The organism is Allobosea sp. GW822-FHT03F07, from assembly GCF_058801345.1.
In genome coordinates this window covers 1-16,609 of the sequence record NZ_JBXAND010000018.1, presented here as the reverse complement: position 1 = coordinate 16,609, position 16,609 = coordinate 1, and the positions used below count along the sequence as shown (strand labels likewise).

Sequence of the window (16,609 nt, the reverse complement as noted above, 5' to 3'; positions counted from 1 at the left end):
CGTCACGCGGAATGCCGCCCCCCAGGCAGCCGTGTCGCCGTATGACGCGTCCGTGATTATGCGCCGAGAGATGCACTCGCTTATTGATCGGGTTCATCAATCGATGCATTCAACCACGGGTGCCATGCTCCGGCAGAACATCAACGACCTGCTGGCTTTCCTCGTTGTCGCACGCGAATGCAGTTTTACGCGTGCGGCCGCTCAGCTCGGCGTTTCACAATCAGCGTTGAGCCACACCGTTCGCAATCTCGAACAACGGCTCGGCGTCCGTCTCCTGACCCGGACCACACGCAGCGTATCGCCCACCGAGGCTGGCGAACGCTTGCTCGAACGTTTGGCACCACGGCTCGCCGAACTTGAAAGCGAGATCGAGAGCCTGAGTGATTTCCGCGACAAGCCCGCTGGTACCATCCGCATCACCGCGACCGATTTCGCGATCCAGCATGTGCTCTGGCCACGCATCATGCCGTTTCTCCGCGAATACCCCGACATCAACGTCGAACTCGTAGAGAACTACGGTCTCGCCGACATAGTCGCCGACCGATATGACGCCGGCGTGCGGATGGGCGATCAGGTCGCCAAGGACATGATCTCCGTTCGGATCGGTCCCGACTTCCGCTTCGTCGCCGTCGCCTCGCGTGATTACCTCCAGGGTCGAGCCAAGCCACAGGTCCCCAACGACCTCGTGGCACATCGCTGCGTGAACCTTAGGCTGCCGACCCATGGCGGCTTGTATGCCTGGGAGTTCGAAAAAGGCGATCAGGAGCTACGTGTCCGCGTCGACGGTCAATTAGTGTTCAACACGATCTACCAGGTCCTGCAGGGCGTTTTGGCGGGGTTTGGCTTTGGGCATATGCCGGAGCCCATCGCAGCGGAGCATATCGCCGCAGGACGGCTTGTGTCGGTCCTCGAGGACTGGTGCCCGCCATGGCCGGGCTATCACATCTACTACCCTAGTCGCCGCCAAGCCTCGCCGGCTTTCGGGCTTTTAGTAGATGCCCTCCGCTATCGTGCGTGAGCAGCGGCCGGTCGCTGCATTCATGAGCGAGATTGATAGGCCATAGCGCCCGACGGCCACTAATTCCGGCGGCCTGCCCTCCCTATCCTCCTTTCGAGCCAATTGAATTCGCCCACGTCGCCATCGCCGCAAGGCGGTCTGTTGCCGTGAGAGCGAGGACCCGTTGTCGAAATGAGGACAGTCATGAAAACCAGCATCTCCGCACCGGCCGGCGCACTCATGGCGGCATTGGCCGGTCCCGCCGCTGCCGAGGAAAGCCGCATCTTCCCGAACGGCTCTCGTCCCTCAATAAAGGGGCCCGAGGCGACCTTTACCGGGCCAGTCCGCATCGACATGCAGTTCGCCGATAAGGCAAGCCGCGTCACGGTCGGCCATGTCACCTTCGAGCCCGGCTCCCGTTCGGCTTGGCACACGCATCCGGCTGGCCAGGTCCTCATCGTTACGTCCGGCGTGGGCTGGACGCAGCATTGGGGCGGCGAGAGGCGCGAGATCAGGCCGGGCGACGTTGTCTGGTGCCCACCGGGCGTTAAGCACTGGCACGGCGCGACCGCAACCACCGCGATGAGCCACACCGCCATCACCGAAGTCGCCGAGGGTAAGAACGTCGACTGGTTAGAAAAGGTCACCGACGAGCAGTACGCCAAGTAACCGTCAGCTTCACTGCTCACTAATCTCCACTGCCAATTCAGTCGAACAAGGAGCCACCCATGAAGTTCGTTGCCGCCACGCTCTTGGCGCTCGGAATGTCGACTCCCGGTCTCGCTCAAGGGCAGACCTATATACCGACGCTCGCCGATCTCGAATCCGTCTCGCCCGCCCTGTCTCGTTACACGCAGCAGGGCTTGCTCGGCACGGTCTGGAAACGTCCGGGCCTGACGCCGCGCGACCGCAGCCTCGTGACGCTCTCGATCATGATCGGACGCGGCCAGACGGTCGAACTTCCATTTCATATCAATTTTGCGCTGGAGAACGGCGTGAAGCCGGCCGAGATTTCGGAGATGATCACGCACTTGGCATTCTATTCAGGGTGGGCGAACGCCACCGCGGCCGTTCCCTTCGTCAAGCAGGCCTTCGCCAGCCGCAAGATCGGGGCCGACCAGGTGCCGTCTGCTACGCCCAACCCTCTGCCGCTGAACGAGGCCGCCGAGGCCGCACGCGTTAAGTTCGTCGACGAGAACTTCGGCACGATCTCTCCCGGGCTGGTGAAGGACACAACCGACTTCCTGTTCCGCGACCTCTGGCTGAGGCCCGATCTCGCCCCTCGCGATCGCAGCTTGGTTACCATCAGCTCACTCCTTGCCAACGGACAGTCGGCGCAACTCGGCTCGCATATGAACATCGGCATGAACAACGGCCTTACACGCGCGGAGATCGGCGAGATCATCTCGCATAGCGGCTTCTACGCAGGCTTGCCTCATGCCTTCGGCGCCATGACGGTTGCCAAAGGCGTGTTCGAATCTAGGAAATGAAGCCATGTATTGCGCAGCGCCGGCCCAGAAGGCATGCCAACCGGGTCGGAGAGCGCTTATAACCCGATGTCGTACGTTGAACTCCAACTCACGCCCGGTGGCGAAGAGCATCGACGAGAGCGACGAAGGCGGGCGAGGATTGACGCCGGCTCGGATAGTAGAGGTGATAGCCGTCCCAGTAAGGCGAGAACGGCTGCAGAACGCGCCTCAACCGGCCATCGGCGAGGTAAGGTGAAACGATTTCCTCCGGAATGTAAGACAACCCAAAACCATCGAGCGTAGCGTCCAACATATCGTAGGTATTATTGAAGGCAAGTTGGCCGTCAACGCGGATCTTGATCTCCCGGGCGTTCTCCTCGAACTCCCAGGCGTAAAGACCACCAGAGCCGGTTAGTCTGAAATTGATGCAGGTGTGCCCGAGCAGGTCCTTGGGATGCTCTGGTTGTCCGTGAGCGGCGAAGTAAGACGGAGCGCCGACAACGGCTAGGCAGAAGTCAGGGCCGATACGAGCCGAGATCATGTCTTTGGCGAGATGTTCGCCCATGCGCACGCCGCCGTCGTACCGCTCGGTGACGATGTCTGTTAGTCCGTTGTCGAGGATGAGCTCGACCTTAATGTCGGGATAGCGAGGCAGGAAGGTCCGCAGCTTCGGCCAGAGGACATGCTTGATCGCGTAGTCGGCGGCGACGATACGGATGGTCCCAGCGGGCTTGTCCCGGAGCGCGTTGAGGGCATCGATTTGCGCTTCGATCTCGTCGAAATGCGGCCCCACGCCGTGTAGTAACCGCTCGCCGGCGTCGGTTGGCGAAACGGCTCGGGTCGTTCGTGTCAACAGGCGGACGCCGAGCCGTGCCTCGAGCCCCCGAATCGTATGGCTCAGAGCCGACTGCGAGACTCCCATCCTGGCGGCCGCGCGGGTGAAGCTCCGCTCCCGCGCGACGGCCAGGAATGCCATGATGTCGTTGATGTTCTCACGAGCCACTCGGAACCCTTTCCTAGGTCAGGGGCACGAATTTAGCGCGAGACGCTGGGCCGATCACGCCGTTAGATGCTGGTTGAAAAACGCATTGAGCTTGTCGAATGGAATCAGGTTCACCCGGTCGTAGAGATCGACGTGGCCGGCGCCCTTCACCCAGACCAGTTCCTTCGGTTCGGCGGCTCGGCGGTAGGCGTCCTCGCTGAATTCTCGCGAGTGCGCTTGATCGCCGGTGATGAACAGCATCGGACGCGGCGAGATCGTCTCGATATCGTTAAACGGATAGAAGTTCATGAACCGGGTGTTGCTGGTCAGCGTCGGCTTCGTGGTCGTCTGGTCAGTCGCGCCCGCCGGCGTGACCTTGCCGCGGGACGTGCGATAGAAATCGTAGAACTCGCGCTGAATGGGATGGGTCGTCGCGGTGAGTTCGATATCCGTACCGCCGGTAACTTCCGTCGGCGCTCCCTCGAACTCGGCGTAGCGCCTCTGAGCGGCGGCGGAGATGATCGCCTTCCGCTGCTCGACCGTCAGCGACTTGTTGAGCGCATCACGATTGGCCGCGCCCATGTCATACATGCTCACGGTTGCTATGGCCTTGAGGCGCGGGTCGATCTTGGCCGCGCTGATGACGAAGCTGCCACTGCCGCAGATGCCGATCGCACCGATGCGCTCGCGCTCGACGAAGGTGCGGGTTCCGAGGAAATCGACCGCAGCGCTGAAGGCCTCCGCATAATGATCCGGCGAAACGAGATTGCGAGGCTCCCCTTCGCTGCCGCCCCAAAACGGCAGGTCAATCGCCATGGCTACAAAGCCCTGTTCCGCCATCTTGGTGGCGTACAGGTTGGCGCTTTGTTCCTTCACGGCTCCCATTGGGTGTCCGACCACGATCGCCGGATAGCGCCCGTTAGGGGCCGCGTTTTTCGGGACGAAGAGATTGCCCGCCACGTTCATGCGGTACTGATTACGGAAGGTGACTTTCTGGAGCTGCACCTTATCGCTGGTGTGAAAGTTCGCGGCGCCGTTGGACATGTCCTGCGCTGTGGCAAGAGACGTTGCGAACGGCATCGCGCCCAGCGCAGCCATGCCCGCGCCTGTCAGCTTGAGCACGTCGCGGCGATCAATGACATGCTGCACGGTGGCCCGGTCCTCATCGGTCTCAGGGCAAGATGTCACGCTGTGAGAAGTCATGCTCGGTCTCCCGGTTGGGTTCGCGGTGCGGGCTCATTTCCCTAAGGGTCGATCGCACCCGATCGGGTCTCAAGATAAGGTCTGCCTAGCTGCTGGATTAGTTTGTGAAGCACGCTTACTCTCATGAGCGATTCTCATGAATGCGCAGTGTGGTGCCCCCTAGTCGAGTGACGCCTTCCTCTCTCGACGGGGTACGCAGCCAGCTTAGGGGCAGGACTCACGGATCAGAGCCAGAAGATGACGGTGGCAGCGCGAGGGCGATGGCGGAAAAGAAGGCGGTTGGGCATCGATTGTAGCGGGTGGCAACGCGTCGCCAGTCCTTGAGGCGGCCGAACATGATCTCGATGCGGTTACGGCGTTTGTAGCGGCGCTTGTCGTATTTGACAGGCTTCGCCCGGGATTTCCGAGCACGGTTTGATGCCCTTTTTCCCGCAAGGCGTCGCGGAACCAGTCGGCATCATAGCCACGATCAGCGAGCAGCCATTGCGCCTTGGGCAGTTCGTCGAACAGAGCCCGGCAGGATCCGGACGCAGCGCCCATCGACGAAACACGCGGAGAACACGTGCCGCGGATGCTCGACGAGGGCGTTGGCGCCGATCTCGACCCGCTCTGGAACGCCATCGTCGAGGCATCCGTTGCACTGACGGCGACGCCCATCGCCTTCGGTCCCCAGCATGTCGCCAAGCTGCGCGGCCTCGGCCTGGACGACCTCGCGATCGCCGACCTCATCCATTCCGCCTCGTTCTTCAACTGGGCGAACCGGCTCATGCTGTCACTTGGTGAACCGGAGTATCAGCCCTGATCCGCCAACAGTCTTGGCACGGGAGGCCTGTAGCTTCATCCCTTCCGACCTGCCCGGCCGTCACGATAGCGAGCGGGAGCCGTCGGGAGCCGTTGCTGCTCGTGTATCCTCCCGGCTCATGGCGCGATATGTCCGCTCTTGGTCCGGCACAGGCATTTCGCCCTTGATCGCAAGCCCTAGACTGTCTCCATAGTCACCCGCTGGAGACCATCCATGTCCATTTCCGACACCGCGCTCATCGTCATCGACGTGCAGGAATCGTTTCGCCATCGCCCCTACTTCTCGGAGGCCGATGTCCCCGTCTTCCTTGCCAAGCAGCGGGCGCTGATTGAGGGCGCCAAGGCCGCCGGCATCGCGATCATTCAGATCTTCCATGTCGAGGATAGCGGCCCGTTCGCGGAGAGCTCCGGGCTCGTCAGGCCGCTCGAGCCGCTCGCCATCACGCCGGATGCGGTGTTCAGGAAACGCCGCCACAGCGCACTCGTCGGCAGCGGGCTCGACGTCTGGTTGACGCGCAACGGCATCAGGCGGCTAATCATCTCCGGCATCCGTACCGAGCAGTGCTGCGAGACGACGACACGGCACGCCTCGGATCTGGGTTACGCCGTCGACTATGTCGGCGAGGCGACCTTGACCTTTCCGATGACGGATTCGGCCGGCCGCACCTGGAGCGCAGCCGAGATCAGGGCGCGGACGGAGCTTGTTCTAGCCGGTCGTTTCGCGCGGATCACGACCGTCGCAGAGGCGCTCGCGCAACCCTCGCAGGCCATCGCCGCATGACCCAGGCGCAGCAGGACCAGCAGACGGTGCTGCCGGTCTATGTCGTGGTGCCGCCACGCGTGCTGCTGCTCGACGCCGCCGGCCCGATCGAGGTTCTGCGCAAGGCCAATCTCGAACAACAGGCCGTGCGCTTCGTCGTAACCTATGTCGGGCCGAGCGCGGCCGTCGCCAGTTCGATCGGACTGGCGCTGGCCGAGATCGCGCCCTTGCCCGAAAGCCTGCCGCGAGGCGCGCTCGTCGTGATCGCGGGCAGCGCCGACGAGCCGATGGGGCCGCCCGCAGAAAGCCAGGGCGCCGATGAGCGCGACGAGGCTGCGATCGTCGCCTGGCTGGCGCGCGCAATCCGTCCCGGCATCAAGCTGGTGTCGATCTGCTCGGGAGCCCTGCTGGCCGCGCGCGCCGGCCTTCTCGACGATCACGACTGCACCACCCATCATGGCTGCGTCGCCGCACTGGCGCGGCTGGCGCCGAAGGCGCGCATTCGCGAGAATCGGCTCTTCGTCGAGGACGGCGACCGCCTGACCAGTGCCGGCATCACGGCCGGCATCGACCTGATGCTGCACATCGTCGCGCAGATGGCCGGGCCTGGCTGCGCGCTTGCCGTGGCGCGCTACCTGGTCGTCTATCTCCGCCGTGCGGGCTCCGATCCGCAGCTTTCGCCCTGGCTCGAGGGGCGCAATCACATCCACCCCGCCGTTCACCGCGCCCAGGATGCGGTCACGGCCGATCCGGCGCGCAGCTGGTCCGTCGAGACCCTCGCAGACGCGTCGGCGACGAGCCCGCGCCATCTCTCGCGGCTGTTCAATGCCCATGCGGGCATGAGCGTCACGGCCTATGTCAATCTGATGCGGGTCGCGCTCGCCCGCGAGCTTCTGGCAGGGTCGCGCCTCGACATCGAGGCGGTGGCCGAACGCGCCGGCTTCGCCTCGCCTCGGCAACTGCGCCGCGCCTGGGGCCGCTTCAACGACCTGCCACCGAGCCGCTCGCGGCTGAAGCAACCCGAGACGTGGCAGTAGTTCATCCGTTGTGTTCAGGTGTCGGGCCGTCAGGCCCTGCGCTGAAGCGGCTCGGCAGGATCGAAGCGGCTCGGCACGGGATCGAGCCCGAGCCGGTCGCGCAGCGTGCCGTCGCGATACTCGCTGCGGAACAACCCTCGCTTGCGCAGCAAGGGCACGACTTCGCTGGTGAAGAGCTCGAACTGCGTCGGCAGAATCGGCGGCATCACGTTGAAGCCGTCGGCCGCCCCCGAGACGAACCAGTCCTCGATCACGGTGGCGATCTGTTCGGGCGTTCCGGTGGCGGTGAAGTGACCGCGCGCACCGGCCAGGCTGTGGAGCAGCCCGCGCAGGGTCGGGCGCTCCCGGGCGACGAGGGCGGTGATCGACTGCGACCGGCTACGCGAAGCCTCCACCAGCGAGGGATCGGGAAAGTCGTCGACCGAGAGCACTTGATCGAGCTTCAGATGCGAGAAATCATGCCCGCCGAAGCGGTTGGACAGCCGCGCAAGACCGACGCTCGGATGAGACAACGCGTTCAGTTCGTCCCAGACACGCTGCGCCTCCCGTTCGGTCGAGCCAATCGCGGCGCTGATGCCCGGCAGGATGACGACCTGATCGGGCCTCCGGCCCAAGGCCTGCGCCTGGGTCTTGATGTCCGCATAGAAGGCGATCGCGCTCTCCTTCTGGAGATGCGCGGTGAAGATCGCCTCGGCGTACCGGGCGGCGAAGGCGCGGCCGTCGGTCGAGGCGCCGGCCTGGACGAACACCGGACGGCCTTGCGGCGAGCGCGGAATGTTCAATGGGCCCGCGACCTTGAAGAAGGGCCCGCGATGGTCGGCACGGCCGATGCGATCGGTGCGGGCGTAGGCGCCGCCGGCCCTATCGTCGACGATGGCATCGCGCGCCCAGCTGTCCCAGAGCTTCGAGACCACCTCGACGAACTCGTTGGCGCGCGCATAGCGCTGGTCGATCCCTGCCTGCCGGTCCTGGCCGAAATTGGCGGCGGCGGCCGGCGCCCAGGAGGTGACGATATTCCAGCCGACGCGCCCACCGCTGAGATGATCGAGCGAGGCGAATTGCCGGGCGAGATTGTAGGGCTCGCTATAGGTGGTCGAGGCCGTCGCAATCAGGCCGATGCGGTCGGTCAGCGCCGCGAGCGCGCCGAGCAGCGTCAGCGGCTCCAGCTCGCCACGCGCCGAATGGTCCAGATCCTCGCCCAGTACGACATGATCGGCGAAGAAGATCGAATCCAGCTTCGCCGCCTCGGCAGCCAGCGCAAGCTCTTGATAGTAGCGCAGATCGGTCAGCGCGCGCCGCGTCGAGCCGTCGTGGCGCCAGGCCGCCTCGTGATGGCCACGGCCGTTGATGAAGAGGTTGAGATGCAGTTCACGCGTCATGGCGATGACCTTCCCGAGACATGAAATCAGATCGCGTCGGCGACGCCGAGCGACGCCAGAAGTTCGGCGCGCAGGGCGTCGAAACGGGCGTCCTTGCCGCGCGGATGGGCGAGCGCCACGGGGCGGTCGACGATGATGCGGCCCTCGTCCATGACCAGCACGCGGTCGGCGAGCTTGATCGCCTCATCGACATCATGAGTGACGAGCAGCACGGTCGGCTGGCGATCCCTGATCAGCCGGAACAGCAATTCGTGCATCCGGATGCGCGTCAGCGCGTCGAGCGCGCCGAAGGGTTCGTCGGCCAGCAGCAGGCGCGGTTCCCTGACCAACGAGCGCGCCAGCGCCACGCGCTGTTGCTCGCCGCCCGAGAGCGTGTTGGGCCAGGTGCCCTCACGGCCCGCCAGTCCGACGTCTGCGAGCGCGGCGCGGCCGCGTTCGTCTGCCTCGGGCGAACGCAACCCGAACACGACGTTCTGCAGCACGTTCTTCCAGGGCAGCAGGCGCGAATCCTGGAACAACACCGAGCGGTCTGCCGGCACGTCGATCGTGCCCTCCCCCTCGACGCCGTCGTCGAGGCCGGCCATGGCGCGCAGCAGCGTGCTCTTGCCCGAACCGCTCTTGCCGATCAGCGCCACGAATTCGCCGGGTGCGAAGTCGAGCGAGACCTCGGCGAGCACGCGGCGGCCGGAAAAGCTCCGGGTCACGTCGCGCAGCCGAACCGCCGGCGCGAGCGCCTGGCCCTCCGGACGATAGGGATGGAGGGCAAGCGTCATGACGCCATCGCCTTGCGATAGGACAGCGCCTTGCGCTCCCAGACGCGGACCGCGAAGTCTGAGCCGAGCCCCAGCACCGCATAGATCGCAAGGCCGACGACGATGATGTCGGTCTGGCCGTAGTCGCGGGCCCGGTTCATCAGATAGCCGATGCCCTCGCTCGTATTGATCTGCTCCAGCACCACGAGTGCGGTCCAGCAGGTCGTGACGGCGAGCCTGAGGCCGGTGAAGAAGCCAGGCAGAGCGCCCGGCAACGCGACCTCGCGAAGGAATGCGCCTCGTGTCAGGCCGACGCTGCGGGCAAGCTCGACATGGCGGATGTCGATGCCGCGCAATGCTGCATGGGTGTTGATGTAGACGGGTACCAGCACGCTCGACGCGATCAAGGCGACCTTCATCGTCTCGCCAATGCCGAGCCAGAGGATGGCGAGCGGGATCAATGCCAGGGTCGGGACCGCGCGCTTGATCTGGACCAGCCCGTCGATCGAGGCCTCGCCGACCCGGCTGAGACCGGAGGCGAGCGCCAGAACGAGCCCAAGCGCCACACCGATGCCGAGCCCCAGATAGGCCCGCTGTGCCGATGCCAGGAAATGATCGGCGAGCGTGCCCGAACTCAGCAGTTCGAAGCCAGTGATCAGCGCCGTCGAAGGCGCCGCGAGGAACCTCGGCGAAATCCAGCCGACGGCGGAGGCCAGTTCCCAGAGCGCAACGAAAGCCACGGGGCCGAACAGGATCGCGCCGGGAGGCAGGCGCCGGGGTGCAAGCGCAGGCACATGGCGTTGGCTGGGCGCGACGGCGACAGCTGGACGCTTGGAAAGCTGCTCATGCGCGTGAGCTTCCAGAGCAAAATCGTAGAGGGTCATGAAGGAGCCCGATCCGCTGGTTTCAGTTGGTCTTTCCAGCGATCACGTCATCGAAACGCAGGTCGAACTCCGCGCGGGCATCGAGGTGCCTGGGCAGGTCGCCAGCCGCGTGGATGACGTCGATCAGCGCCTGCTGGACCGGGATCAGGCTCGACAGAGAGGGAAAATCGTAGCGCCCTTCGGATTCGACGATCCTGCGCGCGTCGGCGGGCTTCAGTTTCTGGCGCTTGACGTAATAGGCATCGACCCAGGCGTCCGGGTTCGCCTGCGACCAGCGGCTGGCGTCGATCCAGGCGAGGACGAACTCGCGGATGGCGGCGGCCTTCGCCGGATCGTCGAGCGCCTTTTGGCTGGCGTAGAGGTAGGTCAGGCTCTTCGGCAGCCGGTCGTTCTGCGCCTTTGGCAGGGCGCTGGCGCCGCGATCGGCAAAATCGGCCAGATAGCGCGAATAGTGCGGCTCGTTCAGCGCGGCGACGTCGACCTGGCCAGACCGGACGGCATCGGGAAAATCGGCCGCGCGCAGCGGCACGAGCTTCACGTCCTTGCGCGTCAGCCCCGCGAGCTTCAGCGCGTTGAGCACGAAGGGCTGGCGGCCCGTACCCTCGCCATAGGCGATGCTCTTGCCGCGCAGTTCTTCAAGGCTGTTGATCTTGAGGCCCGGCCGAACGGCGAGGAAGTAGTCCGTTTCCGAGGAGGTCCGTGCCGCGACGATCGGAATGCGCTCGCCGGCCGCATGCGCTTGGATCGGCGGCGTATTGCCCACCGTCGCAAGGTCGAGCGCCCCCGCCCGGAAGGCCTCGAGGATGGCCGGGCCACCGAGAAAATTCGCGTAGGTCACCGTGCTGGAGAGCTTCGCCTGCTCGCCCGACGCCTGGATCAAGGTCTGCAGGGCCTCGTTCTGGTCGGCGACGACGAGCTTCGTGCCGACTGGGATAGCCTTTGGAAGCGCCGGCTGCGCGTGGGCGCGGATCGAAAGCAAGCCAAGCACGGGCAGCACCAGAGACGCCCCCAGCATCTGACGGCGGCTACCGCCAAGCCGTCCGAACAGATCGAACCCCGCAAACATTGCACGCCTCCTCGCATCACCGTCCCAGCCGCTGGCGGTCAAAGCCGCGCCGAAACCTGTCCGAGTCTGCGAGAAGATCGTTCTTTAAGTCAAACAAACGTCCTTTTTAATATACGGAAGAATTGCGAAAATCGTTCTCCCTAAGTGCAATGGCGCATATGAACTGGTTTCGCGCCGGCCATGCCGGCGATTGCGCGCACAATTCCCACTAGCCGTCTTCATCGCGCGGGCCGGAGGGTAAAGCGTCCCACACGCTCCGATCGACGATCGGATCGCCCGACATCAACAGCGCCTGTCCTGAGACGCTTTCTATCCAAGGCATCACGACGACTTGGAGAAACCTGCCAAGCCGAGGGCGAACTAAGAAAACTCTCCCTCTCGGCGAGCGGCTAGCATCGAGATTGCGGTGAAGTCACCGCTTGGTGCACGCTGGGGAGCCCCGACATGTCAAACGGGATCGAACGCCGTTCGTTCTTGAAAGCCTCTGCCGCTTTCGCGGCGAGTGCCACCGGGACCTTCGCCTGCGTGGAAATTGCAAGCGCCGCGCCGATCGAGGTGCCGACCATCGACCGGCTGTCGCTACGCGTGCTGATTGACTCCGCACATGACCAGTTCCTCAAGCCCAGCACGGTTCAGGGCGTGCAGCATATCCCACCGGGGTCGGGTCGCGGCGCCGACTATCGCCAGGTCCTGCACAACCAGTGGGGCCTGTCGCTCTTCCTCGAATCCCAGCAGGGCGCAGATGCGCGCACCATCCTGCTCGATTTCGGCTACAGCCCCGATGCGCTGCTGAACAACATCGGCATCCTCAAGGTCGATCCGACCAAGGTCGACGCGCTGATCGTCAGCCATGGCCATCACGACCATTACGGCGGGCTGAACGGCTTCCTCGCGAAGTACCGCGGAGCGCTCGCGCCGGATCTCAAGCTCTATGCCGGCGGCGAGGACAATTTCTGCCATCGCGTCAGCCCCGCCGCGGTGCAGGGCCAGTTCACCGATTTCGGCCAGCTCGACCGGCGGGACCTCGTCGCGCAGAAGGTGACGACCGTGCTCTGCGAGACGCCCACCGTCGTCGCAGGCCACGCCTTCACCACCGGCCAGATCCAGCGCCGCTCGATCGAGCGTATCCTGCCCAACACTTTCGTCGAGCGCGGTATCAAGGACGGGCTTGGCTGCGACGCCGGCCACTACAGCGCCGCCGAACTCGCCGGCAAGCCGATCCCGGACGAGCATGTCCACGAGCACGCCACCTGCTTCAACATCAAGGGCAAGGGTCTCGTCGTCATCAGCTCCTGCGGCCATGTCGGTATCGTCAATTCAGTGCGGCAGGCCCAAGAGGTGTCGGGCGTCGAGAAGGTACATGCCATCGTCGGCGGCTTCCATCTCGGACCGGCGCCGAAGGAGTATCTCCAGCAGGTCGTCGCCGAGGTCGGCAAGCTCAAGCCTGACGTCGTCATCCCTATGCATTGCAGCGGGCTCAACTTCGCCCTCGAAGCGCAGGCGCAACTGCCCGAGAACGTCATCGTGCCCACGACCGGCAGTCGTATCGTCTTCTCGTCCTGAGATGCGCACACGCAGCCGCCCCTCTTCGCCCCTCACGCTGTGGCATCTGGCGCTAGCGCTGGCCTTCGCGCTGCTGTTCGGGGTGGTCGGCTCGGGGCTGGTCCGGGCGCAGGAGCCGGCGCGGCGCTCGGCTTCGGAGCTGATGGACGTGCTGATGTGGAACCGCGAGCCGGTCGGGGGACCCTTCGCCTTGACCGACCAGAACGGCAAGACGCGCAGCGATACGGATTTCCGCGGCAAGATGATGCTGGTCTATTTCGGATTCACCTACTGCCCCGACATCTGCCCTACCGACCTGGTGGAGATCAGCCGCACCCTCGACCAGCTTGGAGCTGCCGGCGAGATCATCCAGCCGGTCTTTGTCACGCTGGACCCGGAGCGGGATACGCCGTCGCATCTGGCGGAGTATGTCCCGCTGTTTCATCCGCGCCTGATCGGGCTGACGGGTAGCACCGAGGCGATCCGGCAGGCCGCGGACGCCTACAAGGTCTTCTACCGGAAGGTCGAGACCGGCGTCGGCGACTACACTGTCGACCACAGCGCCTACATCTATCTGCTCGACACCGAAGGCCGCTATCTCGGCTTCTTTCCGCCGAACACACCGGCCGAGCGGATGCTGACCATCATCCGATCGCATCTGCCGCGGGATTGAGCTGCGCCGGCACGAGCCGATGCGTCGCACGAGCCATACGCAGCCTCGTCAACCCACGCGCCGGATGGGTTCGCCGGCGCGATAGCGCGCATCCCGGATCGATGCCGGCAGAATTCCTTCCCCGACACTGAAGTCGTGCGACTGCATTCTTTCCCAGCGCTCGTGAACAAAAAAATCCTATGCGGCTTCCTTAAGGCGGCCCCCAGCGAAATGATCTTGCTCCCTTACGTCAATTCGCACGCCCCCATTTCCGGGAGCGTCCGACGAACCGGAGCCTGTTCATGCCCGCCCTCACCTTCCTGCGCCGCAGCGTCGCAGTGCTTGCAGCCTCCGTTACTCTTACCGGCACGGCCTTCGCCCAGTCGGATGCGCTGGTCTCGACCGACTGGCTCGAAAAGAACCTGGACAACCCGAAGGTCAGGATCGTCGAGGTCAGCGTCGAGCCGGGCCTGTTCGAGCGGGGCCATATCCAGGGCGCGCAGAACGTGGTCTGGCACACCGACCTCGTCGACACCGTCGAGCGCGACATCGCCAAGCCCGAGAAATTCCAGGCGCTGGCCCGCAAGCTCGGCGTCGACAAGGACGTGACCGTCGTTCTCTACGGGGACAGCAACAACTGGTTCGCGGCGTGGGGAGCCTGGGTGTTCGACATCTACGGTCTGCGCGACAACGTGAAGTTGCTCGATGGCGGCCGCAAGAAGTGGGAGCTGGAGAAGCGCCCGGTCTCGACCAACCCGCAGGCGGCCAAGGCGTCGAACTTCACTGCGCCTGAGCCCAACCGCAAGCTGCGCGCCCGCCTGACCGATGTCGTGGCGACGGTCGAGAAGAAATCGGACGCGCGCATCCTCGACATCCGCTCGGTCGACGAATTCTCCGGCAAGATCATCGCGCCGGCCGGCTTCCAGGAACTCGCGCTCCGCGCCGGCCATATTCCCGGCTCGGTGAACGTGCCCTGGGCGCAGGCCGTCAACCAGGCCGACGGCACCCTGAAGTCACCGGAAGAGCTGAAGAAGCTCTACGCCAATGTCGGCATCGACGGCTCCAAGCCGGTGATCACCACCTGCCGCATCGGCGAGCGCTCGAGCCACACCTGGTTCATCCTGTCGCGCGTGCTGGGCTACCAGGTCGCCAACTATGACGGCTCCTGGACCGAATACGGGAACGTGGTCGGCCTGCCGATCAACAACCCGGCCGGTACGGTCTGGGGCGGCAAGTAAGCCAATACCCTGTCAGGATCATGAGCATTTCCGACGACACTGGCGCGCTCGACTATCATCGGGCGCGCGAAGCAGCCGCCGCATCGGACACATCCGATGCGGCTGCTTCGTCTGTGGCGCTTCCGCCCTTGCGCATCGTCGTCGCCGTTGTGGTGGCGCTCGTGCTTGCCGCCGCTATCCATCTCGTCGGCGTTCATGGCGAACCGGCAACGCAGTTGCAGCTCTCGCTCATCCTGGGCGCGGCCTTCGGCTTCGTATTGCAGCGCTCGCGCTTCTGCTTCTTCTGCATCTGGACCGACTGGCTCGACAGGCGCGATCCGCGCGGGCTGCTCGGCATTCTGACAGCGCTCGCGGTCGGGATCGTCGGCTACACGCTGATCTATGGCGCCTGGCTGCCGGAGCCCTCTGGCACGCGCCTGCCACCGACCGCGCATATCGGACCCGTGAGCCTCGCGCTCGTGTTCGCGGGTCTCGCCTTCGGCGCGGGTATGGCCATTTCGGGCTCCTGCCTCAGCGCCCATCTCTATCGCCTCGGCGAAGGCTCGCCGACATCGCCTTTCGCGCTGATGGGCGCGGTCGCCGGCTTCATCCTCGGCTTCCTGAGCTGGAACGAGCTCTATCTCTGGACGATCTCGGATGCACCCGTGCTCTGGCTACCGCGCCATCTCGGTTATGGCGGGGCTTTGGTCGCGAGCCTGGTGGTGCTGGCGACAATTGCCTGGTTGCTGCTGAAGACCGGAGTCAAGACACCGTCGCCAGTATCGACCGAGGCGGTGGATCCGTTGGCGGTCATCTTCACGCGGCGCTGGCCGGCCTGGCTCGGCGGAATCTTCGTCGGTCTTATCGGCGTTGCGGCCTATCTGAGGCTGTCTCCACTCGGCGTCACCGCCGAAATTGGCTCGCGCTCACGGCAACTAGCGACGGGCCTCGGCATCCTGCCTTCGCGGCTGGAAGGCCTCGATAGCTTCCGCGGCTGCGCCACCATTGTCCGGGACGCACTGCTGACTCCCAACGGCCTGTTCATCGCAGGGATCGTACTGGCGGCCTTCGCCTCGGCATTGGCGGCCGGCGAGTTCAAGCCACGGCGGCCGGATGCCAGACATGTTGTGCGCGGACTGATCGGCGGAGCGCTGCTGGGCTGGGGGACGGTGATCGCGCTTGGCTGCACGGTCGGCACGCTGCTCTCCGGCATTTCGGCGGGAGCGGCTTCAGGTTGGGTCTTTGCAGCGACGATCATCACGGGTGCGACGGCAACCCTGAAGTTCGGGCGCCGCGTCGGAGTGCTCCCTTGAAACGGCTAGCGAGGCCGCAGAAGGGCGGCGGGTCGGCATCGACCTTCCGTGGTCATTGGCTACCGTCGCGCGAGGATGGCCACCATCCTGCTTCACGCCGTTTTTCGGTGACGACATGAACGACCCGGGTTCCGACCGCCCCAGGACCACGGGCGAATGGTGGTTTGATTTCGTGTTTCGTATTGTCGTCCTGCTTCTCGCAGGCCTGTGGCTTGTGTTTCCACCCCATGGCTCGGGTGGGTAGACCGCATCAGGCGGCCCGCTCGGCATGAGCCGATCGCACATATCGCGGCGGCTTCGAGGCAGGCGAGGATCGCGATCGGACCAGTGGTGGATGGGCCGACATGGAACGAAATTCTCTTTGTCTACCCGACTTTGGCATTGCGTCCTATTCGCTGAAGATTGCTGGAATGACACTCACAAGCTATTGTAATCGCTGTATTTTACTGCACGGAGAGCACGATGGCCCGCCCCGCAATTCGCCGCCTGGTTCAAGCCGGCCTCGTTCTCGGAGCCTTCTCGTTGTGCTTCGGCGTTGTCGCCGGTGCTCGCGCC

The 16,609-nt window shown here is 64.6% G+C and carries 15 protein-coding genes and 2 pseudogenes; 10 read left to right on the top strand and 7 right to left on the bottom strand.

The window, feature by feature from the left end; genetic code table 11:
* Nucleotides 1–124 precede the first annotated feature (124 nt).
* The 3 genes from AC1RMY_RS25505 to AC1RMY_RS25495 all read left to right on the top strand — a co-directional run bounded on the left by AC1RMY_RS25505 (nt 125) and on the right by AC1RMY_RS25495 (nt 2,487).
* On the top strand, nt 125–1,018 hold the full coding sequence (locus AC1RMY_RS25505; protein ID WP_492869437.1) for a LysR family transcriptional regulator: 894 nt from the start codon (nt 125–127) through the stop codon (nt 1,016–1,018).
* Nucleotides 1,019–1,237: 219 nt separating this feature from the next.
* Nucleotides 1,238–1,666, top strand: a complete 429-nt coding sequence (locus AC1RMY_RS25500; RefSeq protein WP_492869435.1) for a (R)-mandelonitrile lyase — start codon at nt 1,238–1,240, stop codon at nt 1,664–1,666.
* Nucleotides 1,667–1,725: 59 nt separating this feature from the next.
* Entirely contained in the window at nt 1,726–2,487 is a 762-nt protein-coding gene (locus AC1RMY_RS25495; protein WP_492869391.1) for a carboxymuconolactone decarboxylase family protein, read from the top strand.
* 88 nt (nt 2,488–2,575) lie between these two features.
* Here AC1RMY_RS25495 and AC1RMY_RS25490 read toward each other — a convergent pair whose 3' ends face one another.
* From AC1RMY_RS25490 to AC1RMY_RS25480, 3 genes and pseudogenes are all read right to left on the bottom strand, one after another.
* Entirely contained in the window at nt 2,576–3,469 is an 894-nt protein-coding gene (locus AC1RMY_RS25490; RefSeq protein ID WP_492869390.1) for a LysR family transcriptional regulator, read from the bottom strand.
* Nucleotides 3,470–3,523: 54 nt separating this feature from the next.
* Nucleotides 3,524–4,651: an alpha/beta hydrolase gene (locus AC1RMY_RS25485; RefSeq protein WP_492869388.1), complete on the bottom strand. Its 1,128-nt coding sequence runs from the start codon at nt 4,649–4,651 to the stop codon at nt 3,524–3,526.
* Nucleotides 4,652–4,875: 224 nt separating this feature from the next.
* Nucleotides 4,876–5,164 (bottom strand): annotated as a pseudogene (locus AC1RMY_RS25480) (transposase); the annotation flags it as partial.
* Here AC1RMY_RS25480 and AC1RMY_RS25475 point away from each other — a divergent pair.
* The 3 genes and pseudogenes from AC1RMY_RS25475 to AC1RMY_RS25465 form a co-directional block, all read left to right on the top strand.
* Nucleotides 5,124–5,453, top strand: a pseudogene (locus AC1RMY_RS25475) (carboxymuconolactone decarboxylase family protein); the annotation flags it as partial. The pseudogenes AC1RMY_RS25480 and AC1RMY_RS25475 overlap by 41 nt on opposite strands.
* Nucleotides 5,454–5,666: 213 nt before the next feature.
* Entirely contained in the window at nt 5,667–6,233 is a 567-nt protein-coding gene (locus tag AC1RMY_RS25470; protein WP_492869387.1) for an isochorismatase family protein, read from the top strand.
* Nucleotides 6,230–7,249 carry a GlxA family transcriptional regulator gene (locus AC1RMY_RS25465; RefSeq protein ID WP_492869385.1) on the top strand — a complete coding sequence of 340 codons (1,020 nt, stop codon included), beginning with the start codon at nt 6,230–6,232 and terminating at the stop codon, nt 7,247–7,249. Before AC1RMY_RS25470 ends, AC1RMY_RS25465 begins: the two co-directional genes overlap by 4 nt.
* Before the next feature lie 29 nt (nt 7,250–7,278).
* On the opposite strand, the gene AC1RMY_RS25460 is transcribed toward AC1RMY_RS25465, so the two are convergent.
* From AC1RMY_RS25460 to AC1RMY_RS25445, 4 genes are read right to left on the bottom strand one after another with little or no spacing between them, the layout of a single operon-like run.
* Nucleotides 7,279–8,628 (bottom strand): LLM class flavin-dependent oxidoreductase, encoded by a 1,350-nt coding sequence (locus AC1RMY_RS25460; RefSeq protein ID WP_492869384.1) that lies wholly within the window; start codon nt 8,626–8,628, stop codon nt 7,279–7,281.
* Between the two features lie 26 nt (nt 8,629–8,654).
* The gene (locus tag AC1RMY_RS25455) at nt 8,655–9,401 is read right to left on the bottom strand and encodes an ABC transporter ATP-binding protein (RefSeq protein WP_492869382.1); all 747 of its coding nucleotides are present in this window, start codon (nt 9,399–9,401) and stop codon (nt 8,655–8,657) included.
* The gene (locus AC1RMY_RS25450) at nt 9,398–10,264 is read right to left on the bottom strand and encodes an ABC transporter permease (RefSeq protein WP_492869380.1); all 867 of its coding nucleotides are present in this window, start codon (nt 10,262–10,264) and stop codon (nt 9,398–9,400) included. Before AC1RMY_RS25450 ends, AC1RMY_RS25455 begins: the two co-directional genes overlap by 4 nt.
* A 22-nt stretch (nt 10,265–10,286) precedes the next feature.
* The gene (locus AC1RMY_RS25445) at nt 10,287–11,330 is read right to left on the bottom strand and encodes a PhnD/SsuA/transferrin family substrate-binding protein (RefSeq protein ID WP_492869379.1); all 1,044 of its coding nucleotides are present in this window, start codon (nt 11,328–11,330) and stop codon (nt 10,287–10,289) included.
* 444 nt (nt 11,331–11,774) lie between these two features.
* Here AC1RMY_RS25445 and AC1RMY_RS25440 point away from each other — a divergent pair, with 444 nt between their 5' ends.
* From AC1RMY_RS25440 to AC1RMY_RS25425, 4 genes are all read left to right on the top strand, one after another.
* The gene (locus tag AC1RMY_RS25440; RefSeq protein ID WP_492869377.1) at nt 11,775–12,893 is read left to right on the top strand and encodes an MBL fold metallo-hydrolase; all 1,119 of its coding nucleotides are present in this window, start codon (nt 11,775–11,777) and stop codon (nt 12,891–12,893) included.
* 1 nt (nt 12,894) lies between these two features.
* Entirely contained in the window at nt 12,895–13,545 is a 651-nt protein-coding gene (locus tag AC1RMY_RS25435) for an SCO family protein (RefSeq protein WP_492869375.1), read from the top strand.
* A 281-nt stretch (nt 13,546–13,826) separates the two neighbouring features.
* Complete coding sequence (locus tag AC1RMY_RS25430; RefSeq protein WP_492869373.1) at nt 13,827–14,762, top strand: sulfurtransferase; 936 nt, start codon at nt 13,827–13,829, stop codon at nt 14,760–14,762.
* 20 nt (nt 14,763–14,782) lie between these two features.
* Complete coding sequence (locus AC1RMY_RS25425; protein WP_492869372.1) at nt 14,783–16,054, top strand: YeeE/YedE family protein; 1,272 nt, start codon at nt 14,783–14,785, stop codon at nt 16,052–16,054.
* Nucleotides 16,055–16,609 lie beyond the last annotated feature (555 nt).